The organism is Pseudomonas fluorescens NCIMB 11764 (assembly GCF_000293885.2).
In the GTDB taxonomy this organism is placed as follows: Bacteria; Pseudomonadota; Gammaproteobacteria; order Pseudomonadales; family Pseudomonadaceae; genus Aquipseudomonas; species Aquipseudomonas fluorescens_B.
The window spans coordinates 3,884,008-3,907,205 of sequence record NZ_CP010945.1 but is presented as its reverse complement, the minus strand read 5'-3'; the positions used below and the strand labels follow the sequence as shown (position 1 = coordinate 3,907,205).

Annotated in this window: 24 protein-coding genes; 12 read left to right on the top strand and 12 right to left on the bottom strand. The window is 60.9% G+C overall.

Features of this window, described 5'->3' with window-relative positions; all coding sequences use genetic code 11:
• Positions 1-9: 9 nt before the first annotated feature.
• Genes ligD through B723_RS18025 form a run of 3 tightly spaced genes read right to left on the bottom strand, consistent with a single transcriptional unit; the run spans position 10 to position 4,987 of the window.
• Entirely contained in the window at positions 10-2,595 is a 2,586-nt protein-coding gene (gene ligD, locus B723_RS18035; RefSeq protein WP_017338043.1) for a DNA ligase D, read from the bottom strand.
• Positions 2,596-2,598: 3 nt separating this feature from the next.
• Positions 2,599-3,591, bottom strand: a complete 993-nt coding sequence (locus tag B723_RS18030) for a methyltransferase (protein WP_017338042.1) — start codon at positions 3,589-3,591, stop codon at positions 2,599-2,601.
• A gap of 10 nt (positions 3,592-3,601) precedes the next feature.
• On the bottom strand, positions 3,602-4,987 hold the full coding sequence (locus B723_RS18025) for an iron-containing redox enzyme family protein (RefSeq protein WP_017338041.1): 1,386 nt from the start codon (positions 4,985-4,987) through the stop codon (positions 3,602-3,604).
• A 194-nt stretch (positions 4,988-5,181) separates the two neighbouring features.
• On the opposite strand from B723_RS18025, the gene B723_RS18020 reads away from it, so the two are divergent.
• Positions 5,182-5,613: a cupin domain-containing protein gene (locus B723_RS18020; RefSeq protein ID WP_017338040.1), complete on the top strand. Its 432-nt coding sequence runs from the start codon at positions 5,182-5,184 to the stop codon at positions 5,611-5,613.
• A gap of 9 nt (positions 5,614-5,622) precedes the next feature.
• On the opposite strand, the gene B723_RS18015 is transcribed toward B723_RS18020, so the two are convergent.
• On the bottom strand, positions 5,623-6,339 hold the full coding sequence (locus B723_RS18015; protein ID WP_017338039.1) for a tellurite resistance TerB family protein: 717 nt from the start codon (positions 6,337-6,339) through the stop codon (positions 5,623-5,625).
• Positions 6,340-6,940: 601 nt separating this feature from the next.
• Between B723_RS18015 and pcsA the strand changes: the two genes are divergently transcribed.
• The 3 genes from pcsA (at position 6,941) to B723_RS18000 (ending at position 9,150) form a co-directional block, all read left to right on the top strand.
• Entirely contained in the window at positions 6,941-7,663 is a 723-nt protein-coding gene (pcsA, locus tag B723_RS18010) for a phosphatidylcholine synthase (RefSeq protein ID WP_031318729.1), read from the top strand.
• A gap of 6 nt (positions 7,664-7,669) precedes the next feature.
• Entirely contained in the window at positions 7,670-8,056 is a 387-nt protein-coding gene (locus B723_RS18005; protein ID WP_017338037.1) for a DUF488 domain-containing protein, read from the top strand.
• A gap of 167 nt (positions 8,057-8,223) precedes the next feature.
• Complete coding sequence (locus B723_RS18000) at positions 8,224-9,150, top strand: universal stress protein (protein ID WP_017338036.1); 927 nt, start codon at positions 8,224-8,226, stop codon at positions 9,148-9,150.
• A 136-nt stretch (positions 9,151-9,286) separates the two neighbouring features.
• On the opposite strand, the gene B723_RS17995 is transcribed toward B723_RS18000, so the two are convergent.
• A complete protein-coding gene (locus tag B723_RS17995; protein WP_017338035.1) occupies positions 9,287-10,099 on the bottom strand; it encodes a class I SAM-dependent methyltransferase in 813 nt (270 codons plus the stop codon).
• A gap of 36 nt (positions 10,100-10,135) precedes the next feature.
• The gene (locus B723_RS17990; protein ID WP_017338034.1) at positions 10,136-10,405 is read right to left on the bottom strand and encodes a DUF4242 domain-containing protein; all 270 of its coding nucleotides are present in this window, start codon (positions 10,403-10,405) and stop codon (positions 10,136-10,138) included.
• Positions 10,406-10,587: 182 nt separating this feature from the next.
• Here B723_RS17990 and B723_RS17985 point away from each other — a divergent pair, with 182 nt between their 5' ends.
• Both B723_RS17985 and B723_RS17980 read left to right on the top strand, forming a co-directional pair.
• On the top strand, positions 10,588-11,577 hold the full coding sequence (locus tag B723_RS17985) for an AraC family transcriptional regulator (RefSeq protein WP_017338033.1): 990 nt from the start codon (positions 10,588-10,590) through the stop codon (positions 11,575-11,577).
• Positions 11,578-11,618: 41 nt separating this feature from the next.
• On the top strand, positions 11,619-12,080 hold the full coding sequence (locus B723_RS17980; RefSeq protein WP_017338032.1) for a GNAT family N-acetyltransferase: 462 nt from the start codon (positions 11,619-11,621) through the stop codon (positions 12,078-12,080).
• Between the two features lie 17 nt (positions 12,081-12,097).
• Here the strand turns inward: B723_RS17980 and B723_RS17975 are convergent, their stop codons facing one another.
• The 3 genes from B723_RS17975 to B723_RS17965 all read right to left on the bottom strand — a co-directional run bounded on the left by B723_RS17975 (position 12,098) and on the right by B723_RS17965 (position 14,003).
• Positions 12,098-13,330: a cytochrome c biogenesis protein DipZ gene (locus B723_RS17975; protein ID WP_017338031.1), complete on the bottom strand. Its 1,233-nt coding sequence runs from the start codon at positions 13,328-13,330 to the stop codon at positions 12,098-12,100.
• 109 nt (positions 13,331-13,439) lie between these two features.
• A complete protein-coding gene (locus tag B723_RS17970) occupies positions 13,440-13,694 on the bottom strand; it encodes a hypothetical protein (protein ID WP_017338030.1) in 255 nt (84 codons plus the stop codon).
• Between the two features lie 48 nt (positions 13,695-13,742).
• Positions 13,743-14,003, bottom strand: coding sequence for a DUF2790 domain-containing protein (locus tag B723_RS17965; RefSeq protein ID WP_017338029.1), 261 nt, complete (start codon positions 14,001-14,003; stop codon positions 13,743-13,745).
• Positions 14,004-14,309: 306 nt separating this feature from the next.
• Between B723_RS17965 and B723_RS17960 the strand changes: the two genes are divergently transcribed.
• From B723_RS17960 to B723_RS17940, 5 genes are all read left to right on the top strand, one after another.
• On the top strand, positions 14,310-15,050 hold the full coding sequence (locus tag B723_RS17960; protein ID WP_017338028.1) for a response regulator: 741 nt from the start codon (positions 14,310-14,312) through the stop codon (positions 15,048-15,050).
• Positions 15,047-16,360: an ATP-binding protein gene (locus tag B723_RS17955; protein WP_017338027.1), complete on the top strand. Its 1,314-nt coding sequence runs from the start codon at positions 15,047-15,049 to the stop codon at positions 16,358-16,360. Before B723_RS17960 ends, B723_RS17955 begins: the two co-directional genes overlap by 4 nt.
• Positions 16,361-16,465: 105 nt before the next feature.
• Positions 16,466-17,098, top strand: a complete 633-nt coding sequence (locus tag B723_RS17950) for a CDP-alcohol phosphatidyltransferase family protein (RefSeq protein WP_017338026.1) — start codon at positions 16,466-16,468, stop codon at positions 17,096-17,098.
• Entirely contained in the window at positions 17,085-17,684 is a 600-nt protein-coding gene (locus B723_RS17945; protein WP_017338025.1) for a lysophospholipid acyltransferase family protein, read from the top strand. The genes B723_RS17950 and B723_RS17945 overlap by 14 nt, the downstream gene beginning before the upstream one ends.
• Positions 17,681-18,628: a phosphatidate cytidylyltransferase gene (locus tag B723_RS17940; RefSeq protein ID WP_017338024.1), complete on the top strand. Its 948-nt coding sequence runs from the start codon at positions 17,681-17,683 to the stop codon at positions 18,626-18,628. Before B723_RS17945 ends, B723_RS17940 begins: the two co-directional genes overlap by 4 nt.
• An 82-nt stretch (positions 18,629-18,710) precedes the next feature.
• On the opposite strand, the gene B723_RS17935 is transcribed toward B723_RS17940, so the two are convergent.
• From B723_RS17935 to B723_RS17925, 3 genes are all read right to left on the bottom strand, one after another.
• A complete protein-coding gene (locus B723_RS17935; protein WP_017338023.1) occupies positions 18,711-19,469 on the bottom strand; it encodes a DNA-binding domain-containing protein in 759 nt (252 codons plus the stop codon).
• The gene (locus tag B723_RS17930; protein ID WP_031318727.1) at positions 19,462-20,301 is read right to left on the bottom strand and encodes a DUF692 domain-containing protein; all 840 of its coding nucleotides are present in this window, start codon (positions 20,299-20,301) and stop codon (positions 19,462-19,464) included. The genes B723_RS17935 and B723_RS17930 overlap by 8 nt, the downstream gene beginning before the upstream one ends.
• 143 nt (positions 20,302-20,444) lie before the next feature.
• Entirely contained in the window at positions 20,445-21,779 is a 1,335-nt protein-coding gene (locus tag B723_RS17925) for an acetamidase/formamidase family protein (protein WP_017338021.1), read from the bottom strand.
• A gap of 348 nt (positions 21,780-22,127) precedes the next feature.
• On the opposite strand from B723_RS17925, the gene B723_RS17920 reads away from it, so the two are divergent.
• Positions 22,128-23,174, top strand: coding sequence for a class I SAM-dependent methyltransferase (locus tag B723_RS17920; protein ID WP_031318726.1), 1,047 nt, complete (start codon positions 22,128-22,130; stop codon positions 23,172-23,174).
• Positions 23,175-23,198 lie beyond the last annotated feature (24 nt).

Genomic DNA, 23,198 nt, shown 5'->3' with positions numbered 1-23,198 from the left:
CTGAAAAGGCTACTTCTTCATCCCCACCCGCCGCCGCATCTCGGCAGTAATCGTCTGTTTCGTTTTCTTCAGGTCGGCCCAAGGCCCGTCGCCCACCTCGGCCAAGCGCTCATGCACCGTGTGGATGTTCCACTGATTGCCGCCCTTGAGCCCGGCCACCTCCTCGCGAAAGATCGGCACCGACACCGGCAGCCCTTCGCGGGTGCGGGCGGCGTAGGCACAAATGGTGGTGGCGCCGAGGCCGTTGCGCAGGTAATCGATGAAGATCCGACCCACCCGGTTCTTCGGCCCCGACACCGCGGAAAACCGTTCCGGCAACAGTTTGGCCATGTGACTGACGATGGCGTGGCTGAAATCCTTCACTTCATCCCAGCCGAGCTTGCGGGTCAGCGGCACCACGAGGTGAATGCCTTTACCGCCGCTGGTCTTGAGAAAAGCCTTGAGCCCCAGCTCATCCAGCACCGACAGCGTCAGCTGAGTCGCCTCGACCATGCTTTTCCACGGCAGCGCCGGGTCCGGGTCGAGGTCGAGAACGAAGCGATCGGGCTTGTCGAGGTTGTCCGACGTGGCGTTCCAGGTATGCAGCTCGACGGTGCTCATCTGTACGGCACCGATCAGTGCTTCGGCGCTGTTGATGATCATGATCGGCTGACCGGTGAGTTCCTTGTCGAGTGTGGTAATCCCGGGAATGGCCAGGCGTTCGGCGTTCTTCTGGAAAAACAATTCACCGGCAATACCGTCCGGCGCACGAACCAGCGCCACGGGCCGGTCTTTCAATTCGGGCAGAATCCATTCGGCGACGCGGGCGTAATACTCCGCCAGCTGCACTTTGGTCGTGCCGCTGCTGGCGTCGATGACCCGGTCCGGGTGAGTGATCCGCACCTTGCCCTCGCCCAGACCGAGTTGTGACGGCGCCGGTGCGGCTTTTTCCGAGCTTTTCTTTTGGCGGGTGGCAGGTTTTTCTGCTGTGCTTTTCTTCACCACTTTCGGGCGCTCCTCGGTGATGTCTTCGGCCGGCTTGTCGTCGCGCAGGCCATGGAACACGGCGTGGCGCACCGAGCCTTCCTTGGTCATTTCGGCAAAGGCAATCTCAGCCAGCAGAACGGGTTTGAGCCAGTGCACACCTTTGGCGTCAAAACCGGTCGGTGGATTGACCACTGACGGCTTCCTGGTCTGCAACGGTTTCAGTTGCTCGTAAATGCTCTTAAGCGTTGTCTCGTTGAAACCGGTGCCGACCTTGCCGGCATACCGCAGCTGACCGCTGTCCCGGTCGTGCAGCCCCAGCAGCAACGCGCCAAACGCATTGCGCGATCCTTTCGGATCGGTGTAGCCGACTACCACAAATTCTTGCCGGTGCTTGCACTTGAGCTTGATCCAGTCGCTGCTGCGACGCGACACGTAAGGTGAGCCCAGGCGTTTGCCGATCAGCCCCTCCATCTGCATCTGGCAGGCGCTGTTGAGCAAGGCGTCGGGCTCTTCGGCGAACGCGTCGGAGAACCGCAACAACGGATCTTCATTCGGCTTGAGCACCGTCGCCAGCGCGACCCGACGCTCTTCGACCGGTACCTCGCGCAGGTCCACGCCATTGAGGTAAGGCATGTCGAACAGGTAGTAAAGAATATTGCCGCTGCGCCCGGAGTCGAAGGCGTTTTGCAGCGCTTGAAAGTCCGGCACGCCCTGCTCGTTGGCAACCACCATTTCACCGTCAAGCCAGGCTGATTCGAGTTGCAGCGAAGCCAACGCCTCGGCTTGTTTCGGCAGTTTGTGGGTCCAGTCGTGACCGTTGCGGGTGAACAGCTTGACCTCGCCATGGTCGATGCGAGCCATGATCCGATAACCGTCGAACTTGATCTCGTAGCTCCATTCACCGTCCGGGGCCTTTTCCACCAGCGTCGCCAGTTCGGGTTTCATCAGGTCCGGCATTTTCGCTTTGTGCGCACCGGTAAGTTGCGCCGCCTGTTGTTTAGCCGCAACTTTGCGCGCCGGTTTTTTGATGGGCTTGGGTTTTTCCGCTGCTTTCGGTTTTCTCGCAACGATTGTCCGGTCACTGAGCACACTGTCCGGCTCGGCGGCGACCACGTCGTAATCGCTTTCGGGTTTGGCGGCGCTGTCCTGATGCTTGATCAGGAACCATTGCTCCTGCTTGCCCGGCATGTGCGTACGCACCAGGTTCCACAGGCCGCCGAGCTTCTCGCCCTGCAGTTCGAATTTGAGCTTGCCCTTGGCGTAGGCCTTTACCGGGTCTTCCTGCGGAATCCAGACACCACGGTCCCAGACAATCACGTCACCGGCACCGTAATGCCCTTCGGGAATGCTGCCCTCGAACGTGGCGTAATCCAACGGATGGTCTTCGACATGCACCGCCAGGCGCTTGACCTTGGGGTCCAGAGACGGGCCTTTCGGCACCGCCCAACTCTTCAACGCACCATCGAGTTCCAGGCGAAAGTCATAATGCAGGCGCGAGGCGTCATGTTTCTGGATGCAGAACTGCAAGGCGTGATCTTTCGCGGCTTTCTTGCCCGAATGTTTAGCGGCCGGCTCAGAGGTCGCCGAGAAGTCGCGCATGCGGTTGTAGTCATCCAGGTTCTTGTTCATGGCTCACTCGCCTGTGGCTGATTCAACGCTGCCCCCGATGCCCGGAGCGAGACGCGTAACGATCAGCGCGACCACTGCGATCCGCTCCACCCTCTGGTAGTCGGGCATCAACAGTTCTTCGCCAAACACGTCGGGATCGATCTCGCGATAGGTCCAGCCGAACCGGGCCGAATCCAGGTACGGCGCCAACGCGGCGATAAACGGATCGCAGCCGTCGACCATTGCCACTCCGGTGTATAACACCAGCGAACCGCCAGCGGTCAGTCGATTCAGCGCCTGCTCGACAATGCGCACCGACAATTGCGCGCCAAGCGCCCCGCCGCCGTGGCGATAGGCACGCTCGGCCGGGTCGGCCATGTAGGGCGGATTGGCAACGATCACGTCGAATGTGCCGTCGACATCCTGCAGCACATCACTGGTTTCAATACTGACGTTGGCCACTTCGGCGAGCGCTGCATTCACAGCCGTCAGGCGGAGCGCCGCCGGGTTGATGTCCACCGCCAGCACCTCGGCCTCACGGCGTGCACGAGCAATCACGATGGCGCCGACGCCAGCGCCGCAGCCGATGTCCACGGCGCGTCTGATCGGCGCGAGACGCTGTTGCAGATGGGCGTGAATCAACTGGGCAAAACGGTAGGTATCCGGACCAAAGAACACTGCGTCGGCCGCGTCCGTGGGGAATCCGGAATGCACGAACAGCAGGTCATCGAGGCTGGACCAGCGTACTCGGCTTTTCAGCCGGCCATTGCTCTCTTCGAGAACGCCCGCCTGTTGTAATTGCCGCTGTTCGTCCGCCGATAACAGACCCGGCTCGAATGGCCGCGACCAACCGAACACCTCGCGCAGGGTCCGGGCACTCTGGCCGAACGCGCGGTCATTGACTCGCTGATGGGTCAGCGGCGTCGGGGTGATAAAGCGGTAACCGTCCGCTTGCAAGCGGCGCCCCAATTGCAGCAAGGCCAGATCCGCAGCCCCCAGTTGTTCTTCCTGATTCATGCCGTGCACCCTATCGAAGGCTGGATTTGAGTTCGATGAATCGCCGCGTGGCCATCAGGCCGGCAGGATGGGCGTGTCGATGGGCGGACAGCCACGGAATCAGCACCGGCATTTGCTCGGCGGCGGACAATCCTTCCAGCGCGGCTTGCAGGGTTTGAATATCCGGGTCGCTGGCGGGCAACACCGGCTCGACCGCGCCACTGCTCAGGCGGCGAGCCGCAGGTGCTGAACGCTCCGCTGTCCAGTCACCCGAGATCCAGTCGTGCAGCAGTTGCTTTTCGTAAGGACTGAACACACCGAACATGGCCGCACCGTCGCCATCAATCAACTGCCAGAAGCGGCTTTCCTGCGGGTCCCGATGACGTTTGATCCAGCCCTTGTTTTCCATGGCATCGAGAAAACCTGGCAACTGCTCCCGCGAGGTCAACCATTGATTGACGGTCTTGCCCTCGAACCGGCAATAGTCGGAATGCATGTGCTGGCCGAACGGGCGTTTGCGTTCCAGCATGTTCAACACTTCAGCGTAAAGGTCGAACGACTCGATAATCGCGCGACTGCCCTGTCCCAGGTCATTGAGCCGGTAGCCCAGCGCGACCCTGCGCAAAAAGTCCTCGCGATCGCCTTCGATCGGCAGCAGTTGCAGCACCGATTGCACTGCTTTTTGCGCGTGCCCGGTGCTGGCATTGTCGATGGTCACGTGCAAGGTGAAGTAATACGGATCGATACCCAGTTCGCTGAGCTCGTAGGCGCTGATCAACAAATGCAGCGGCAGCTGTTCGTAGCCGAGGTTGTAGCCGATCACTTCTGGCAAAAAGTCGTCGGCGCATTCGCCCAGCGCCAGTTGAATCGCGCCTTGCAGGTAATGCTCGTCGGCAATGACGCCGCTGTCCTGCAAACCGAGTTCGGCGAGAAGCTTGCGGTAGATCACCACATGATTCTGGGCTGGGTTGCCATCGCCCAACTCCTCCAGATAGGTGCAGATCAGCCCTTCGTAACGCGGGTCGCGCCAGTGCTGCAACAGGCCGTACAACCAGGCACCGTCCACCAGTTTGGTCGGGCTGACGGCTTGCAGGAAGAACAGCGCGTGGGCCTTGTTGCTGAAGAACTGCCGTGGCCCGCCTTCCTTGCGGGCGCTCAGGTAATCAGCATATTGGCGCGCCACTTCGGTGCTGTGCTGCTCGACGAAGGATTGCAGGGCCGACACGTCCTCCGGTATTTCTTCGGGAAGGTCTGCGGACCGTTGCAGTTGCGCTTTCAGGAACGTATTGCCGAGTGCGCGGCGTTGCTCGGCATCGTCGCCCAGCAGTAACTGTTCATAGCACTGCTTCAGGCTGCCGGCAGTCGGGATGGCGTGCTCGTGGGAAGGCTGGGCTTCAAGTCGTGTCAGGGCAGTCATGGGCGCATCTCTCGGTCTATGGCCAGTGGCAGGACGCTGAATCATCACGTCTCTAATTCAGCAGAGCGATTTGCCCGGAGAAAAATTCAATCGGGGTTGAAATTACCCTGACAGACGGCCTTGCGCCGCCGCACCCGGCGCGGTTCGAGTGAATATACTCAACCGGGTGTGGACTCATCTTCGGGAGAGCAGTCATGCGAACGGTTCACGTCATCGGGTCTGGAAAAACCCCCAGGCCGGTCAATGTCGTGGGTGAGGCGATCACGATTCTCGCGGGCGGTGATCTGAGCAAGCCCTTTGAGGTGCACATCCAGGAAGGCGTGCAGGGAGGCGGCCCGCCACTGCACTTTCATCCTTGGGATGAGGCGTTCTACGTGATTGACGGGCAGGTGGAGGTGACGGTCGAGGGCACTTCCACCACCGTCTCGGCCGGCGGTTACGTACATATACCCGGTGGGTCCATCCATGCCTACAAGAACATCAGCGCCACGGCGAAGATGATCGGCGTGGTGTCTGATCCACGGGGCGGCCAGTTCTTTGCGGCAGTGGACCGGCTCAGGGTGCCGGAGGATTTGCCGCAGATACTGGAGATTGCCGAAGCGCACGGGGTGACGTTTCTGGTGTAGGCCGACCGGTCAGGCCGCGCCGCCCTTGGCCTGCTGTTCCAGATGCACCTGCAAATCCGGATCGATCTGCAACGCCGCCGCCAGTTCATCGAGGTAGCTGCGTTCGGCGTCCTGCTGATCGTCCACCAGCATCACGCTGGCCAGGTACATTTCCGCGGCTATCGCCGGGTCCGTCGCCGCCTCCGCCACATTGGCGGCATCGAGCGGACGTGCAACTTCATTGTCCAGCCATTGCTGGAGTTCCGGGTCATCGGTGTGGCGGCCGAGTTCAGTGCTGATCATCTGTTTCTCGGCGTCATCGATCCGGCCATCGGCCTTTGCCGCTGCTATTAATGCTCGCAGGACGGCGTGGCTGTGATCCTCGACTTCCGGGCCGGATAACAGGTCCACGGTGCGGGGTGCCTGTTGCGGCGCGGCCGCCTGGCTGCGCTGCCAGGCCTGATACGCTTGAAAAGCCATCATGCCGAGGGAGGCCAGCGCCGCGTACTGGGTGCCGCCACCGGAGCGCCGCTGGGTTGAACCGCCCAAGCCGGAGCCGCCGCCGAGCAGTCCTCCCAGCAAACCGCCCAATCCGCTGTTTGCACCGCCCCCTGCGCCCAGCAGGCCCCCGAGCAATCCGCCAAGACCGCCACCCATGCCGCCCTGGCCTGGTACGCCGCTACCTTGCTGTGTCATCGAGCCCTGGCCGGCTCGCAGGAGTTGTTCGAGCAAATCGCTGGTATTCATGACGACGTCCTCATGGGTTGGGTCAGGCAACAATAGTCCTCGCAGGCTATTGCGCCAGCACCGTTTGGCTGACTTCGCGGGCGATCTGAATCAATGCGGTGTCTGGACGTCCATCGCTAGCAGGCTAGCTCCCACAGTGGATTGGCGGGTGGCATGACATGGGTGTTCACCGCCGATGATCTTGACGGAATTCAGGTCGGCTATCAGGCCGCCTCGCTTTGTTTTTGATTTTGATCTTGATCTGCCCCGTCGGGAGGCCGTACGTCAGGGGCGCTGGCGCTTGGTTACTTGGCGCTTTTCCAAGTAACCCGCTGTAAGAGCGGAACCCATAGCCGCCGTTACCGCAGAAACGGATATGTACCAGCACAGTCCGCCGGGGACATTCCCCACCGTCAAGAATGTCAGTCCCACTCAAGCATTTTCTCAAACGAACAGCCTCAGGATTAATCCGAAGTATTTTTTGGCGGCGCAGCTAAGATTCACAGACGGTGAACCTTATTCCTGGATTTCCGGTCGATACCTGCAACCCGACCCGGTTTGCCGCCGCCCTCGATCGACGAGGGTGATGACTGGCTTGCTTCACTTTCTGGAGAACGCCCCCGTGATTTCGACTCTACACATCGCCAGGCTCAAAGCATGGGGCGCCCATGGTTTTACCGCCACTGGCGTGGTCACTGCCTTCCTCGCAACCCTCGCCCTGCTGGAAAACCAGCCCACCAACTGCCTGCTGTGGCTGGGCGTCGCCCTGATCGTCGACGGGCTGGACGGTGCGTTGGCGCGCAAGGTCAATGTCCAGTCGGTACTGCCGAGTTTCGACGGTTCGATCCTCGATCTGGTGATCGATTACCTCACGTATGTGTTCATCCCGGCGCTGTTCATCTATCGCTACATTCCATTGCCGGACTACACGTTGCTGTTGACCGTGTCGCTGATTCTGGTCTCGTCGCTGTTTTGCTTCTGCAACGTCAATATGAAAAGCAAGGACAACTACTTCCAGGGCTTCCCCGCGGCCTGGAACGTGGTTGCGCTATGCCTGTACATCATCGCACCGTCGCCGTGGATCACCCTGCTCACCGTCATCGGCCTGGCACTGCTGACCGTGACCCGGATGAAATTCCTGCACCCGTTCCGCGTGCGCAAGTTCATGCCGATCAACATTGCCGTGACCGCCATCTGGTTGCTGTGCAGCTTGTCGCTGGTGATCAACCACCCGGTGATCAACCCGATGGTCATGGGGCTTTGGCTGCTGATGTCGGCCTACTTTCTGGGGATCTGCATCTGGCGTACGGCGCTGGAGTGGTTTGACGGGTCGCGGCTCCGGTAAGTCGCCATGCCCATTCATATCGTGCGACTCGGTTCACCTCGCCTGCCCGATGAAGGCCTGCGTTTAGGCACGGTGCGCCGCCCGCCTCGGGGTGTGCCGAAAGCCGAGTTTGCCAGCCGTGATTTTTATGATGTGTGGCAGCCGCTGTTGTCGCCCAGTGCGGAACTGGTTGCAGAAGCAAAAGCCGCAGAAGACGAAAAAGCCTGGGAGGCTTTTCGGCGCAAGTTCAAGGCTGAAATGAATCATCCTGCCGCCAGCCAGCTGCTCGATTTGTTGGCGGCCCTCTCCCATCAAACCTCGATGGCCATCGGGTGCTATTGCGAGGTTGAAGCGCACTGCCATCGCTCCGTATTGCGCGAACTGCTAAAGGCACGCGGCGCCAAAGTGGTATAGGCCGCGCGAACGCCAAATGCCCCCTGTGCCCACCTGACGGACAGGACGTCGAACATGGTCAATACTTGAAGGATTGAATGCCTGTCGAATGACCGCGCACCGGGCGGCAATGTCCAGGCTGTTGCAACGGGACCATCACCTGCTCGTTCACCCACGGGAGGTTTGTCATGTCTGAGCAATCACGTTTCATGCTGGTCGCCTCGCCCCTGATGGAACACAGCCCCGCCTTCGACCGGGCCGCGGCGCTGGCCAAGGCCGAAGACGCGGCGCTGCACATTGTGGCGTTCGATTATCTGGAAGGCCTGGCGACCGCCAGCCTGGTCAACGAAAAAGCGCTGGAGCAAATGCGCCTGGGCTATGTCGATCGACACCGGCTATGGCTTGAGGAACAGGCCCGGCCGTTGCGCAAGATCGGCGTGAAGGTCACCACCGAAGTGACGTGGGTCGAACGTCCGCTGGAAGAAATACTGATTCACCTCAAAGAACAACCGATGGACGTGCTGATCAAGGCGCTGGAGCCGCATTCGATGCTCTCAAGGCTGATGTTCACGCCTCTTGATGTGCATCTGCTGCGTGAGTGCCCGGTGCCGCTGCATTTCGTCAGCCATGCCGTGCATGCCCTGCCCCGCAGGATTGTTGCGGCGGTCGATCCTTTTCATCGGGATGATCAGTACAAAAGCTTCAACGACCGGATCCTTCACGAAGCGTTGAAACTGGCGAGCGTCTGCGATGCCGAACTGGACGTGGTCTACGCCTACGACCTGTCATCCATCAGCGCCGACGAATTCGGCTTCGACAATGGCTCTGCGTTTTTCTCTTCGGCCAAGGCCAGAACCGTATTCGACTATCAGGAGGAAGCCTTCCACGAGCTGGTCGAACGTAACGGCATCGCGCCGGAGCAACGGCACATGATCATGGGCAACCCGGCCAAGGTGTTGACCCGCTATGCCGATGCCTTCGACGTCGACGTGCTGGTCATGGGCCGGATCGGCCATCGTGGCCTCGGGCGGCTGATCGGCAGCACGGTGGAGCACCTGCTGTACAAAATGCCGTGCAGTGTCTGGGTGGTGTACACCGAGCGGCTGGATGAGTAATCAATCGACCAGACACCCCACATCCCTGTGGGAGCGGGCGTGCTCGCGAAGGCGGTCTTTCAGTCGACAATGATGTTGCCTGACACTCCGCCTTCGCGAGCACGCCCGCTCCCACAAGGGGTTTTGCGTGGACCGGTCAACGCCTTGTGATCACCACCTCAAGGTATTCACTCGGCACCACCAGCGACTTGTCTCCCGCCCGGTTCATGTGGTTTATCAGCTCGGTCAGATCCCCTTCAAGGGCTGTGGCACCTTCCGGTGGCAGCGCCGCGAACGCCTTGTGGACCGGGCCGTACCAGGTGCGGAACGTGTCGATGAAATGCGCCGCCGAGCGGTAACGAAAGTTGAAGAACCGCCGGGTCACCTGGAGCAGGAAATCCCGCTCATCGAAGTGCGCATGCAACCAGGCCTCGGTGCCCCAGTTCGAGGGCGGTTGAGCCCCTGGCGGTGGCGGCAGATGGCGGCCGAGGGTTTTGAACATCTGGCCGACAAAGCCTTCGGGCGTCCAGTTGGCCAGGCCGATCCGGCCACCGGGGCGACAGACCCGTGCCAGTTCCGCAGCAGCCTTTGCCTGGTCCGGTGTAAACATCACACCGAAAGTCGAAAGCACGGCATCGAAACTGCCATCCTCGAAAGGCAATGCCTCGGCGTCGGCCACTTGAAAAGTGACCTCCAGGCGTTCGGCCCGGGCCCGGTCTTCGCCACGCTCAAGCAGGGCAGCGACATAGTCGGTTGAGGTGACGTGAGCGCCACGGCGCGCGGCTGCCAGCGTCGCATTGCCGTTACCGGCGGCGACGTCGAGCACGCGTTCATCGCAAAGCAGGTCGCAGGCTTCGGCCAACTGCTCGCCGACAATCTGCAAGGTGGTGCCGATCACGGCATAGTCGCCGCTGGCCCAGGAGGCCATCTGGCGGTTTTTCAGGGCAGTGAGATCAATGGGTGTACTCATTAAATCCGCTCCGATACAGGGTGGAACATCCCCGGCTCATTCTGCCGTGGTGGGATCGATGATGGATGTGACCCGGGAAATGCTGTTGGCCGGGAAACCGCTCTGCCTGGCGTGTTCCCTGATCAACTCTTCGCTGGGCGAAATGTACACGCAGTAGAGCTTGTCGCCGGTGACATAGCTCTGCTGCCACTGCACCTCCGGCAAATCGCGCAACGCCCTGCAGGACTTTTGCGAAGCCGCTTTCAAATCCCTTTCTGACAGTGTTCCAGCACCCGGAATCTCGCGTTCAATGACGAACTTCGGCATGGCAACCTCTCATTCTTGTTATTGATGACAGGGTCGGCAGACCCTGTGTGACCACTATCGCGCTGCTGGCCGGGGGCGTCCTGCCCGATCGTCGGCCAACACTGTCCGATCGTCCGGAGGTTTTGCGTTGCGCCGCGACAGGCTCACAATCAAAAGCTGCCCGCCCACAGGGGAAAACCACCATGGACGCCCTGTCCCAGACCCTGCGCGTCGTCCGCCTGGTCGGCGCAATTTTCATCAACGCCAGGTTCACCGCGCCCTGGTGCTACCAGTCGCCGAGCGCCGATACGGCAGCGCCGTTCCTGGAGCCCGGCGCCGAACGCGTGGTGATCTTTCACTTGATCACCGAAGGCGAGTGTTTTGTCGAACTCGGCGATGATCCGCCCCTTCTATTAACGGCCGGTGATGTGGTGGTGTTCCCTCAGGGAGACGCGCACCGCATGAGCTCGGCACCCGGCCTCAAACCGGCAACAGGGGCGCGGCTGGACGTGGTGCTGTCACGGCGTCCGCGGCAGTTGAGCTACGGCGGTGGCGGCACAGTCACGCGGCTGGTGTGCGGCTATCTGGCGTGCGACACGCGGTTGGCGGGCATGTTGCTGACCGGGTTGCCGGCCGTGGTGCGGGTCAATGTGCGGGATTCGAATGCCGGCATGTGGCTGGAATCGTCGGTTCGTTACGCACTGACTGAAGCACGCTCGCCGAGGCCCGGCGGCGAAGGGGTTCTGGCCAAACTGGCCGAGGTGCTATTCATCGAGGTGCTGCGCCTGTACATGCACGAACAGGGCGAAGGACGAACGGGATGGCTGGCGGGCGTGGGTGACCGGATCGTTGGCGCCGCCCTCAACGCGTTGCACAAAAAACCCTGTCATGCCTGGACACTGGATGAACTGGCGCGCACCGCCGGCACGTCAAGATCGGTGTTGGCCGAACGCTTTCAACAATTGGTGGGCATTTCGCCGATGCAGTACCTGACGCAATGGCGGATGCTGCTGGCGGCGAACCTGTTACGCAGCAGTAACAGCTCATTGTTGCGCATCGCCGAAGAGGTCGGCTACCAGACCGACACGGCCTTCAGCCGAGCATTTCGTCGTGAGTTCGGCGCGCCGCCCGCGGCATGGCGACGAGGTCAGACGGCTTCGCGGAGCCACCTCGGGATTGCCGGGACGTCGTGAATCGGCTCTTATGGGCCACCGACTTTTGAAAGGATTCAACCATGACACCTCAACTGGACTGGCTCGCCGCCCATCCGCAGCACAGCGACACCTTCGCGGCCTGGATTCATCGGCAATTCCACTACGAATACGCCGACCAACCCCTGACCGACTGGCAACAGGAGTTTGCCGAAGGCCAACTGAACGGCCACTGGAAATGCCTGATTGCGCTGGAGGGGAATCAATTGAAGGGTGGCGCAGCGTTGGCCAGAGCGGATCTGGCCCATCGCCCGGATCTGGGGCCGTGGCTGGCCTGCGTCTTCATCACGCCTGAAGCGCGCGGGAAGGGTCTGGCGGAGCGATTGATCGAGGGGATCTGCGAGGAAGCGAGGGCCAGCGGTGTAACGAGGATTTATCTGCACACCCAGGATAAACGCGACTACTACGCCAAGCGTGGCTGGACGGAGCTGGAATCTTTTCGGGCGTGGGACAAAGAACAATGGCTCATGGTGCGAGACCTGTGAGCCATTGATGTTCAGGCTTACGCCGCGGGTGCGGTGGCGGCCTTGGCGTCTGCCTTGGCCTCTTCCAGCAACTGTTGGATCATCTTCTCCTGAGTCTCGTAGCGACCTTCACCGAAGTGGGTGAAACGCACCTGACCCTTGGCATCGATCAGGTAGTGAGCGGGCCAGTACTGGTTGTCGAAGTTGCGCCAGATCGCGTAGTTGTTGTCGATGGCCACCGGGTAGGTGATACCGAGCTTCTTCACTTGATCCTTGACGTTGCCGATGATGCGTTCGAAGCCGTACTCCGGGGTATGGACGCCGATCACCACCAGGCCATCCTTCTCGTATTTCTTCGCCCAGTCTTTCACGTAAGGCAGGGTGTGCTGGCAGTTGATGCAGTCGTAGGTCCAGAAGTCCACCAGCACCACCTTGCCTTTGAGCGAGTCATTGGTCAGGGCTGGCGAGTTGATCCATTCGACGGCGCCGGACAGCGACGGCATGGCGCCTTGGGCGTTATCCATGGTCGTGTCGGCCTTGACCTTGCTGACCAGGTAATCCACCACTTTCGGTACGCTTTCCAACACACCTTTCTCCAGGGTACTGACGCCTTCGGACGAGGTGCCAGCGAGCAGAGTCTTGTCGGCGCCGGTGGAAATCACCACCGCGGCGGCCAGTACCGCAACCCCGGCCCCCTTACGCAACCAACCGGTGACCGGAATCGATGCTTTCAAGCGATTGACCAGGCCGCGACCGGCGAAAATCAGGGTGCCCAGGGACAACGCGCTGCCCAGGCCGTACGCCACCAGCAACAGACTGGTTTGCGCATTGGCGCCTTGCAGCATCGCACCAGTGAGGATCACCCCGAGGATCGGCCCGGCGCACGGTGCCCAGAGCAGACCTGTCGCGACACCGATCATCACCGACCCCAAAGGCCCGGACATTTTCCGGGTTTCCGGGTCGAGGCGGTTGCCCAGCAGGACCAACGGGCGAGCCAGCCAGCCACCGACCCGTGCAGATATCAGCGACAGGGCGAACAGACCCATCACGACCAGAGCCACATGACGACCGGTGTTGTTGGCTTGTACCACCCATTCGCTGCTGACCACGGCCAGGCTGGAGATCAGGGCGAAAGTCAGGACCATGCCGCCGAGGGTGAGCAGGATCGACGAGCGAGTGCGGTCAACGCCGGCGAACAGAAACGGTACGACCGGGAGGATGCAGGGGCTGAGGACGGTCAATATGCCGCCCAGGAAAGCGATGAGAAACATGAGAATCACCTTGAAATGATGGAGGGCGACGCACCACCCATGACCTGTGGGAGCAGGCTTGCCCGCTCGCACATGGGATCAGGGGTGATGACTGAAACACTGTCCGGCCTCAGGCCGTCTGCTCATCCAGCAACTGACCTTGTGGCGTGCGGCTGCTGCCGTTCTCGGCCAACAACTGCCCTTGCGGTGTACGGCTGGAGCCATCCTGTGCCAGGAAGGCGTTGGCGCCCTGCTCGTTCACCGGGGTCAGCTGGAAGCAGGTGCTGCTGCCGCAGGTGCTTTGTTCAACGGCGGTGTTGGCGTGGGCGGCGGCGCCGGCAAGGGCGAAGGCGGCGGCGGTCAAGTAGCGGGTTACGTTTTTCATGATGGTTTTCCTGTATCGAAGGGGATTGGCAATCAGTCAACGAAGGACTCAGTTGTCCGAGTCGCAGTCAGCAAATTTGCGGTAGTCCAGGACCTGGGTCTTGTTCTGGGAATCCAGGTAAGTCAGCTGGGCGTCCACAATCCCGCAGGAATTCGAGGCATCCTGTTTCAGCGACACCACTTTCTTGATGTCCAGGTGCGTGCCGTAGGAGTAGGTCTTGGCGGTGACGTCTGCTTCGGCACGGGCCGACAGGGTGCAGATGTTCAGGGCGGCAAACAGGCAAGCGGCGTAGATGGCTTTGGTATTCATGGTGGTTTCCTCAAGGCTTCAATAAGTAGGTCGTTCAATTGAGCCGAGGCGGTTGGGTTTGCCTCGATGGAACCTATTAGAAGCCTGCGAGGTATCTCGTCTGTGTCGAAAACCGGCGCCTGTAAATCGGTACGTATCAAAGGGGCCTGCGGATACACAGCGATACAAACCCCCTGAAATCCAGCGTTTTTGCGTCTGCGTGTATCCGCCGATACACCAGATACACTGCAATACAAAAGGTGGCGGGCGAATGGGCAAAGGCTCGATAGACTGTGCGTCATCCCCCATTTTCAGAGGCTTGGTCCCATGGAACACGTCGATCACATTCTCATCGTGGACGATGACCGCGAGATTCGAGAGCTGGTAGGCAACTACCTGAAGAAGAACGGCCTGCGCACCACCGTTGTCGCTGACGGCCGACAGATGCGCGCGTTCCTGGAGTCCACGCCGGTGGACCTGATCGTGCTCGACATCATGATGCCGGGCGACGATGGCCTGATGCTGTGCCGCGAGATCCGCGCCGGCAAGCACAAGGCCACCCCGGTATTGATGCTCACCGCCCGCAACGATGAAACCGACCGCATCATCGGCCTCGAAATGGGCGCCGACGACTATCTGGTCAAGCCGTTCGCCGCCCGTGAATTGCTGGCGCGGATCAATGCGGTGTTGCGCCGTACGCGGATGCTGCCGCCGAACCTGGTGGTCACCGAAAGCGGGCGCCTGCTGGCCTTCGGTCGCTGGCGCCTCGACACCTCCGCCCGCCACTTGCTCGATGACGACGGCACCATGGTCGCCCTCAGCGGCGCGGAGTATCGGTTGCTGCGGGTATTCCTCGACCATCCTCAGCGCGTGCTCAATCGTGACCAGTTGCTGAACCTGACCCAGGGCCGCGACGCTGACCTGTTCGACCGCTCCATCGACTTGCTGGTCAGCCGCTTGCGTCAGCGCTTGCTCGACGATGCACGGGAACCGGCCTACATCAAGACCGTGCGCAGTGAGGGCTATGTGTTTTCCCTGCCGGTCGAAGTCCTCGGTGCGCCATCATGAAATACTCTCTGCGCTGGCCTCGCACCCTCGCCTCGCGGCTGTCGCTGATCTTTCTGATCGGTCTGATTCTGGCGCAGGCACTGTCGTTCGGCGCGCAGTATTACGAGCGTTACGAAAGCTCGAAAAACACCATGCTCGGCAATCTGGAAACCGACGTTTCGACCTCCATTGCCATCCTCGACCGCTTGCCGGCCGAAGAACGCATGAGTTGGTTGAAACAGCTGAATCGCCGTAACTACCGCTACTTGCTGAATGAAGGCTCACCGGGTACGGCCATGAGCGACACGCCGATTGCAATGACGTCGATCAAGGACGCCATCGGCAAGGACTACCCAATGACCATGACCGACATTCCCGGCCCGGTAAAACACTTCCAGGTCCATCTGAAACTGGCCGATGGCAGCCCGGTGACCATCGACGTGATCCCGACGATGGTGCCGCTGTCGCCCTGGTTGCCCATCGTTCTGCTGGGCCAACTGTTGCTGATGATCCTCTGCACCTGGCTGGCCGTGCGAATCGCCATCCGCCCCCTCACCCGCCTCGCGCAGGCGGTAGAAACGCTGGACCCCAACACCCACGCCGTGCACCTGGATGAAAAAGGCCCGACCGAAGTCGCCCATGCCGCCATGGCCTTCAACGCCATGCAGGCGCGCATCGCGGCCTATCTGAAAGAACGCATGCAACTGCTGGCAGCGATTTCCCACGACCTGCAAACGCCGATCACGCGCATGAAACTGCGCGCCGAACTCATGGACGACTGCAGCGAAAAAGACAAACTGTGGAACGATCTCGGCGAAATGGAGCACCTGGTGCGTGAAGGTGTGGCCTATGCCCGCAGCGTCCATGGCGCCACCGAAGAGAACCGCCGCACCGATCTGGATTCGTTCCTCGACAGCCTGGTGTTCGACTATCAGGACGTGGGCAAAGACGTACAGCTCAGTGGAAAAAGTGAAGCGGTCATTGATATCCGGCCGCATGCATTGCGACGTGTGCTGGTGAACCTCACGGACAACGCGCTCAAATTCGCTGGCGCGGCTGAATTGCGGGTGGAGTCGAAACCCGGCGGCAGTTTGTCGTTGAAGGTGATGGATCGCGGCCCCGGGATTGCCGAAGAAGAACTGGCCCACGTGATGGAGCCGTTCTACCGCGTGGAAAACTCGCGTAACCGCAGCACCGGCGGGACCGGCCTGGGCCTGGCGATTGCCCAGCAACTGGCACTGGCCATCGGCGGCTCCCTGACCTTGAGCAACCGCGAGGGCGGCGGTTTGTGTGCAGAGTTGAAGTTGCCGACTCGACCTGTCAGTCAGTAAACAGACACAAGGGCGAAGGAAAGCCTTTATATTGTCGGGCGCAGTCGGTGAATCGCCGCTGTGCTGTACTCGGCAGTACCTCATCATTGATATGGACATTGGCTAATGGATGAAAACAGAAGACCCATCAAGACGCGTTCTGCGGGATGGGCCAAACGCATCACCGACACGTTGGTGAAAAGAGACCTCTCCCCCAATCAGATCTCCGTGGCCAGCATCGCCTTCGCGCTCGTTGGCATCGTGGCGCTCAACATCGATAACGGCATTGCCGGCTCAATCCTCTGCGCAATCGGCATTCAGCTGCGCCTGCTGTGCAACCTCTTCGACGGAATGGTCGCGATTGAAGGCGGCAAGAAATCCGACATCGGCAGCCTCTACAACGAATTCCCCGACCGGATTGCCGACAGCCTGCTGATTGTCGGGCTGGGATATGCCATCGGCTATCCGGACCTTGGCTGGTTTGCCGCGCTGGCCGCGGCGCTGACGGCGTATGTCAGGGTGTTTGGCGGTTCGATCGGTCTCAAGCAGAGTTTCATCGGCCCGATGGCCAAGCAACACCGGATGGCGGTGATGACGGCGGGGCTTTTGCTGAACGCTGTCGAAGCGAGCGTTTATGGCAGTCATTACGTGCTGTTGATTGCGCTGGCCATCATCGCCATCGGCTCCGTTGCTACCTGCGTCACGCGCACGCTGGACATTTCCAAGCAGCTCAAAGGTGCCGCCCATGTGGATCAGTAATGCGTTGATTTCGGTGCTTCGTTTTCTCATCGGCGTCACGGCGAGGTGGGAAAGCCCGCCGGATCTTTCACGCCAGCGCATCTATTTCGCCAATCACACCAGCCACATGGACACCCTCGCCATCATCGCCGCCCTGCCCCCCGAAGCCCGGGTGAATGTGAAGCCGGTGGCCGCCGCCGATTACTGGGGAAAGAACCGGTTTCTGTCGTACATCTCGCAGAAAGGCTTGAATGCGGTCCTGATCGAACGTAACCCGGCGCCCGGTGTGAACGTGCTGGAGCCGATTTTCGATGTGGTGCGCGCCGGCCATTCGATCATCATCTTCCCGGAAGGCACCCGGTCCAGCCAGGCATTGCCCGGTGAGTTCAAATCGGGTCTGTATCGATTGAGCGAGGCCTTCCCCGATGTCGACCTGGTGCCCATCTACCTGGAAAACCTGCATCGCTCCATGCCCAAAGGCAAACACGTGCCGCTGCCGATTATCTGCACGATCCGCATCGGAAATCCGCTGGAGAGGGTTGCCGGCGAGGAAAAACAGGTGTTCCTGGAGCGGGCGCGTGACGCCATTGTGAGGCTGTCGAAATGAGTCTTGAAGCAAAGTTCTTGTGGTTCTTTTTTGCGATCGCCTGCCTGCTGGCCGTGGCTTCGCTCATTGGCCGACTGCTGGCCCGACGGGCCAAAACGGAAAGCTCGATCTCGACCATCGAAAACCTCAACCAGCGCGTGAATGCCTGGTGGGGGATGGTGATCATCTTCTTCGTTTCCTACCAGTTGGGCGGTAACGCAACGGTCATCCTGTTTGGCTTCATTTCGCTGTTTGCGCTGCGGGAATTCATTACCCTGACACCCACCACCCGGGGCGATCACAACGCACTGTTCTCGGCATTTTTCATCCTGATTCCGCTGCAATACGTGCTGATCGGCACCCATTGGTATTCGATGTTCACGCTGCTGATTCCGGTGTACGCCTTCCTGCTGCTGCCGGCGATTGCGGTGCTGAGCCAGGACACCGAAGGCTTTCTGGAAAGAACCGCGAAGATCCAGTGGGGCGTGATGATTTGCATCTATTGCATCAGCCACGCGCCTGCGCTGTTGTTGCTCGACCTGGAAGGTTTCCAGGGCCAGAACGCGTTGCTGCTGTTCTATCTGGTGTTCGTCGTTCAGTTGAGTGACGTGTTGCAATACGTCTTCGGGAAGCTCTTCGGCAAGCACAAGGTTGCGCCGCTGGTGAGTCCGTCGAAAACCGTGGAAGGCCTGGTAGGTGGCGGTTTGTCTGCCACGCTGATTGGCGGCTGCATGTTCTGGATGACGCCGTTCAGTTTCTGGCAGTCGCTGATGATGTCATTCGTCATCGTGGTGATGGGTTTCCTCGGCGGGCTGGTGATGTCGGCGATCAAGCGCAGCCTCAGCGCCAAGGATTGGGGCACCATGATCAAGGGCCACGGCGGCATGCTCGACCGGATGGACTCGATCTGCTTCGCGGCGCCGATCTTCTTTCACCTGACGCGGTATTTCTTTTCGGCCCAGTAAATAACGGGCATTCCCCATTCCCTGTGGGAGCGGGCTTGCCCGCTCCCACAGGGTTATCGGGTGCTTGGAGGATTGTGTTTGGTCAGGCAATTACGCCAACCACCCCTTCTCCCTGCATCTGCCGCAACAACGCCGTCCCGCTGTCGATGAAGTCCTGCGATCCGGTGGTTCCTGCCTCGACGGCCAATCCCTCCAGCTGCGCCCGCCCGTTCAGTTCGGGAAACTCTCCAATGCGTTGCAACAACCGCCACGCCAAGGGGCTCAGCGCGGAAAACTTCACACTCCAGTCCTCAACCCGCCGCACCAGCAGCAACGTCGGCTCGGCCGGTACAGCGTCCGGTTGATAATCCGGTCCGACCAAATGCACCGGCCAGGCATACGCCAACGGCCAGGCCAGCGGCGAAATCCGCAACGGTCGATCCAGCAGCGCCCCGGCGTCGCTCGCCGGTAACGGCTCGGCCTCGGACTGCTGCAACGCCATCTCGACCCACTCGTAATGCGCCAGCTCCACCATGAAAGGCGGCCACGGCCCGTCGTTCAACGCCGGCGGCTGTGCGGCAAGAAACTCGACGAATTCCTGGGCGATCTCACCGAATTTCGGCGTGTGCGCGCGGTAGTCCCGCAGGAAGATCCGCATCAGCGAACGCCAGTGCTCATCACCCAGAATCTTGATCAACACCGGAAAAGTGCCGCTGAGCAGCATCGACAGGTTGTTGAAAATCAAGTCGCGGTAAACCTGCGCCCGCGCCACATCCATCCCGGCCGGTGGCGCGCAGTGTTCCGGGTCGCGCAGGTAAAGACCCAGGGTGTTCTGCTGTTGAAACAGGGTGGGTTTATCCACGGTTCATCCCCTTGGCCTGCAAGCGGCGGATGGTTCGCAATTCGGCGACCAATTCAGAGAACGCAGGGAAATTGAAATCCCGCTCCAGCAACGTCGGTTGCGCGCCGAACCGGGCATAGGCCTCGGCCAGCAACGACCAGACCACTGGCTTCACCGAGGCGCCATGGGTGTCGATTTTCAAGGTATCGGACTCATCGAAATGCCCGGCTATGTGCATCGCCACCACCCGCCCCGAATCGATGCCGGCCAGAAAGGTCTGCGGATCGAAACCGTGGTTGATCGAGTTGACGTACACATTGTTGACGTCCAGCAACAGGTCGCAATCGGCTTCGCGCAGCACCGCATTGGTGAACGTCAGCTCGTCCATGTCTTGCTGTGGCGCGGCGTAGTAAGAGACATTTTCCACCGCCAGGCGCCGACCGAGGATGTCTTGGGACTGGCGAATGCGCGCGGCGACGTGATGCACCGCTTCTTCGGTAAAGGGCAGCGGCAACAGGTCGTAAAGGTGGCCGTCATCGCTGCAGTAGCTCAGGTGTTCGCTGTACAGCGGCACGTTGTATTGATCAAGAAAACCCCGGACTTCCTGCAAAAACCCGACGTCCAGCGGCGCCGGCCCGCCCAGTGACAGCGACAGACCGTGACAGGACAACGGATACCGCTCGGCCAGGGCGCGCAACGCCGCGCCATGGGCGCCGCCGATGCCGATCCAGTTCTCCGGCGCGACTTCCAGGAAGTCGAAATCGCCCACCGGGGCGGCCTGGAGGTCCTTCATTAAACCGCGACGCAGGCCAAGTCCGACGGTGGCCTTCGTTGATGTGAGGGAAGTCTGCATGATGTCGATCTCAGGGGTTGCCAGAACAGAATCACAGTTAACCGAAGCGGTGTATCGGGCCTGTGTTCCGTTCCGGCAGAAAATCGCAGCGGTTGTATCGCCGGCGGGTCTGTACACACTTCGGTACAGACCCGCCGGTGGCGTTACGCCAGGTCGTATTTCTCGCGAACCAGATGGCCAATGCCCATGCGATCCAGCACCGGCATCGGGCACAGGAACGTCACGCGCACAGTGCCCGGCAAGCGGCTGATGTCGATGGAACCGGTGATGGTCGCGCGGTTGAGTACTTCGTCATACGGCAGGCCGGTGACCGAGGCGGCGCGTTTCAGGCCGTTTTCCACCGCCACGTTAAGGTTTTCGCCACTGCCGATGAAGGTGATCGGGCCGCTCTCTTCGATGTCATGCTGACCCCAGCGCTCGCCCAGCTCACGGACTTTCTGCCGCTGCCGGGCATTCATCGGCCGGGCCATCGGCGGCAGATCGTCGAGGTTCTGCAGGAGGATCGGCCCTTCCAGGGTCAGGTTCTTGATCACTTCGACCTGCACTTCGGTTTCCCCGGAGCAGTCGGTGGCGTGCCCGGCGATTTCGCCGTTGCCCTGCTGGGCATGCATGTCGCCCATGTACACGCCGGCACCCGGGACTTTCACCGGGCAGATCAGCACGCAGCCTTCGCGGATCGAGTTGGTGTCCATGTGACCGTCGGTCTTGGCCGCGTGGAGTTCTTCGCGGGTCATGCCGAAACGGTGCGGCGCGCCGATCAGGTACTGGCCGAAATCGGCGCAGTTGTGCGAGTCCGGCAAGTCCCGCGACGGCGTGGTGCCGATGTTGCCGAGGAACGGCCGCATGTGCGCGGCGACGCCGGGAATGTCAGCGCGGGCCAGGGACAGGATCGAATGCTGGGCGGCGAATTCCGGCAGCGCCGACATTTCGGAGGCGTTACCGGCCAGTTGATTGGCGATGTCCTGATTGACGGTCAGGCTGACCTGGTTCTGCGCATCGAACACGATCACGTAACCGTGGCTGAAACGGAACGCGCTGACCTCGGCGCCACAGTTGTTGCAGCGAATCGAATCCTCGCCGATGCCTTCGACGTGGCTGGCCGGGTGTTCGGTGCCGCATTTGCTGCAGAATTTCGAAACGAACGGGTCGCCGTTGTATCGGCCTTCGACAAAACTCATCACCCCGGACGAGGTGGCCAGCGACGTGACGCGCATGCTTTTGATCTTGATCGCCACGGCATCGCCGATTTCGGCACCGGCGATGGCCACCGGTTGAGTGACTTCATGGCCGCCCTCGAAGGCTGGCGTAATCATCGGCCCCCAACAGCCCGGCGGCGTGCCGGTGATCAGGGTGCCACCGTCGGCCAATGGGCCGAGCATCGGCTGGCTCGGGCCGATGAGGCCGTTGGTGTATTGGTCGACGCGCAGGCGATCGACGGGGGTGGAATTCAGGTCGGTTTCAGGCAGGAGCATGGTCATTGTTGTCCCCTTCACGGTGTATAGGGCGCCAAGCGGCCTATGCAGTTCATCGCAGGTTTGTATCTGGGCTGTGTTCGGCAGTGGCGGGGAATGAACTGGAATGTGTCGGGGTGGTGTTTAGATACAGTGAGATACACACCCCCAATCCCCTGGGGGTTCCCACAGGGGATTGGGGGTGTCTGGAGGATGGGCTTTCGTCGCTGCGGCCGGCGGCCCACAACCACCGGACTAAACTTAGAGCACCCAGGACGCGGTTATTGTCCTGTTCATTCCCACGACCACCGCCCAGAGCTGAACGCCTCGAAAACAATGCCTCTGGACCGTGATCCTGCTGAAGGAGCACACATGATGGACGAGGCCAGACTCAACGATTTCATGGGCAAACTGGTGAACGACATGGGCGGTGCGGCCATGCTCGCCAACGTCATCCTCGGCGAAGAGCTCGGCCTGTACCGGGCCATGGCCGACAGCCAGCCAATCACCCCTGAAGCACTTGCCGACAAGACCGGCTGCAACCCCCGTCTGCTGCGCGAATGGCTCAGCGCCCACGCCGCTTCCGGCTATATGGAACACAGCGACGGCCAGTTCCGTCTGCCCGAAGAACAAGCCCTGGCCCTGGCCATCGAAGATTCGCCGGTCTACATCGCCGGTGGTGTCGGGGTGGTCGCGTCGTTTTTCCATGACAAGGACAAACTGGTCAACGCCATGCGCGGCAACGGGGCCCTGGCCTGGGGCGATCACCATCCGTGCATGTTCAGCGGCACAGAGCGATTCTTCCGCCCCGGCTACAAAGCGCACTTGATCACCGAATGGCTACCGGCCCTAGACGGCGTCGTCGCCAAACTCGAAGCGGGCGCCAAAGTCGCCGACATCGGCTGCGGCCATGGCGCCTCCACGGTGATCATGGCCCAGGCGTTCCCGGATTCGCGGTTCGTTGGCTTCGACTACCACGCCCCGTCCGTCACCGTCGCCACCCAGCGTGCTGAAGAAGGCGGCGTGGCCGGCCGGGCGCGGTTCTTCCAGGGCACGGCGAAAAGCTATCCGGGTGATGACTACGACCTGGTCTGCTATTTCGACTGCCTGCACGACATGGGCGATCCGGTGGGTGCAGCCAGGCACGCGTATGACTCGCTGAAACCCGACGGTACGGTGCTGCTGGTGGAACCGTTCGCCAATGACAAGCTCGACGACAACGTCACCCCGGTCGGCCGGTTGTTCTACGCGGCTTCGACCTTCATCTGTACGCCGAACTCCCTGTCCCAGGAAGTCGGGCTCGGGCTCGGCGCCCAGGCGGGTGAGGCGCGGCTGCGCAAAGTGTTTACCGAGGCCGGATTCAAGACATTCCGTCGAGCCACGGAAACGCCGTTCAACCTGATTCTGGAAGCGCGTAAATAAGCACCGGTGACCGCGGACTGCGAA

Coding starts and splice junctions, on each gene's coding strand:
- ligD (WP_017338043.1), bottom strand. CDS start 2,595: ATGAACAAGAACCTGGATGACTACAACCGCATGCGCGACTTCTCGGCG.
- B723_RS18030 (WP_017338042.1), bottom strand. CDS start 3,591: ATGAATCAGGAAGAACAACTGGGGGCTGCGGATCTGGCCTTGCTGCAA.
- B723_RS18025 (WP_017338041.1), bottom strand. CDS start 4,987: ATGACTGCCCTGACACGACTTGAAGCCCAGCCTTCCCACGAGCACGCC.
- B723_RS18020 (WP_017338040.1), top strand. CDS start 5,182: ATGCGAACGGTTCACGTCATCGGGTCTGGAAAAACCCCCAGGCCGGTC.
- B723_RS18015 (WP_017338039.1), bottom strand. CDS start 6,339: ATGAATACCAGCGATTTGCTCGAACAACTCCTGCGAGCCGGCCAGGGC.
- B723_RS18005 (WP_017338037.1), top strand. CDS start 7,670: ATGCCCATTCATATCGTGCGACTCGGTTCACCTCGCCTGCCCGATGAA.
- B723_RS18000 (WP_017338036.1), top strand. CDS start 8,224: ATGTCTGAGCAATCACGTTTCATGCTGGTCGCCTCGCCCCTGATGGAA.
- B723_RS17995 (WP_017338035.1), bottom strand. CDS start 10,099: ATGAGTACACCCATTGATCTCACTGCCCTGAAAAACCGCCAGATGGCC.
- B723_RS17990 (WP_017338034.1), bottom strand. CDS start 10,405: ATGCCGAAGTTCGTCATTGAACGCGAGATTCCGGGTGCTGGAACACTG.
- B723_RS17985 (WP_017338033.1), top strand. CDS start 10,588: ATGGACGCCCTGTCCCAGACCCTGCGCGTCGTCCGCCTGGTCGGCGCA.
- B723_RS17980 (WP_017338032.1), top strand. CDS start 11,619: ATGACACCTCAACTGGACTGGCTCGCCGCCCATCCGCAGCACAGCGAC.
- B723_RS17975 (WP_017338031.1), bottom strand. CDS start 13,330: ATGTTTCTCATCGCTTTCCTGGGCGGCATATTGACCGTCCTCAGCCCC.
- B723_RS17970 (WP_017338030.1), bottom strand. CDS start 13,694: ATGAAAAACGTAACCCGCTACTTGACCGCCGCCGCCTTCGCCCTTGCC.
- B723_RS17965 (WP_017338029.1), bottom strand. CDS start 14,003: ATGAATACCAAAGCCATCTACGCCGCTTGCCTGTTTGCCGCCCTGAAC.
- B723_RS17960 (WP_017338028.1), top strand. CDS start 14,310: ATGGAACACGTCGATCACATTCTCATCGTGGACGATGACCGCGAGATT.
- B723_RS17955 (WP_017338027.1), top strand. CDS start 15,047: ATGAAATACTCTCTGCGCTGGCCTCGCACCCTCGCCTCGCGGCTGTCG.
- B723_RS17950 (WP_017338026.1), top strand. CDS start 16,466: ATGGATGAAAACAGAAGACCCATCAAGACGCGTTCTGCGGGATGGGCC.
- B723_RS17945 (WP_017338025.1), top strand. CDS start 17,085: ATGTGGATCAGTAATGCGTTGATTTCGGTGCTTCGTTTTCTCATCGGC.
- B723_RS17940 (WP_017338024.1), top strand. CDS start 17,681: ATGAGTCTTGAAGCAAAGTTCTTGTGGTTCTTTTTTGCGATCGCCTGC.
- B723_RS17930 (WP_031318727.1), bottom strand. CDS start 20,301: ATGCAGACTTCCCTCACATCAACGAAGGCCACCGTCGGACTTGGCCTG.
- B723_RS17925 (WP_017338021.1), bottom strand. CDS start 21,779: ATGACCATGCTCCTGCCTGAAACCGACCTGAATTCCACCCCCGTCGAT.
- B723_RS17920 (WP_031318726.1), top strand. CDS start 22,128: ATGGACGAGGCCAGACTCAACGATTTCATGGGCAAACTGGTGAACGAC.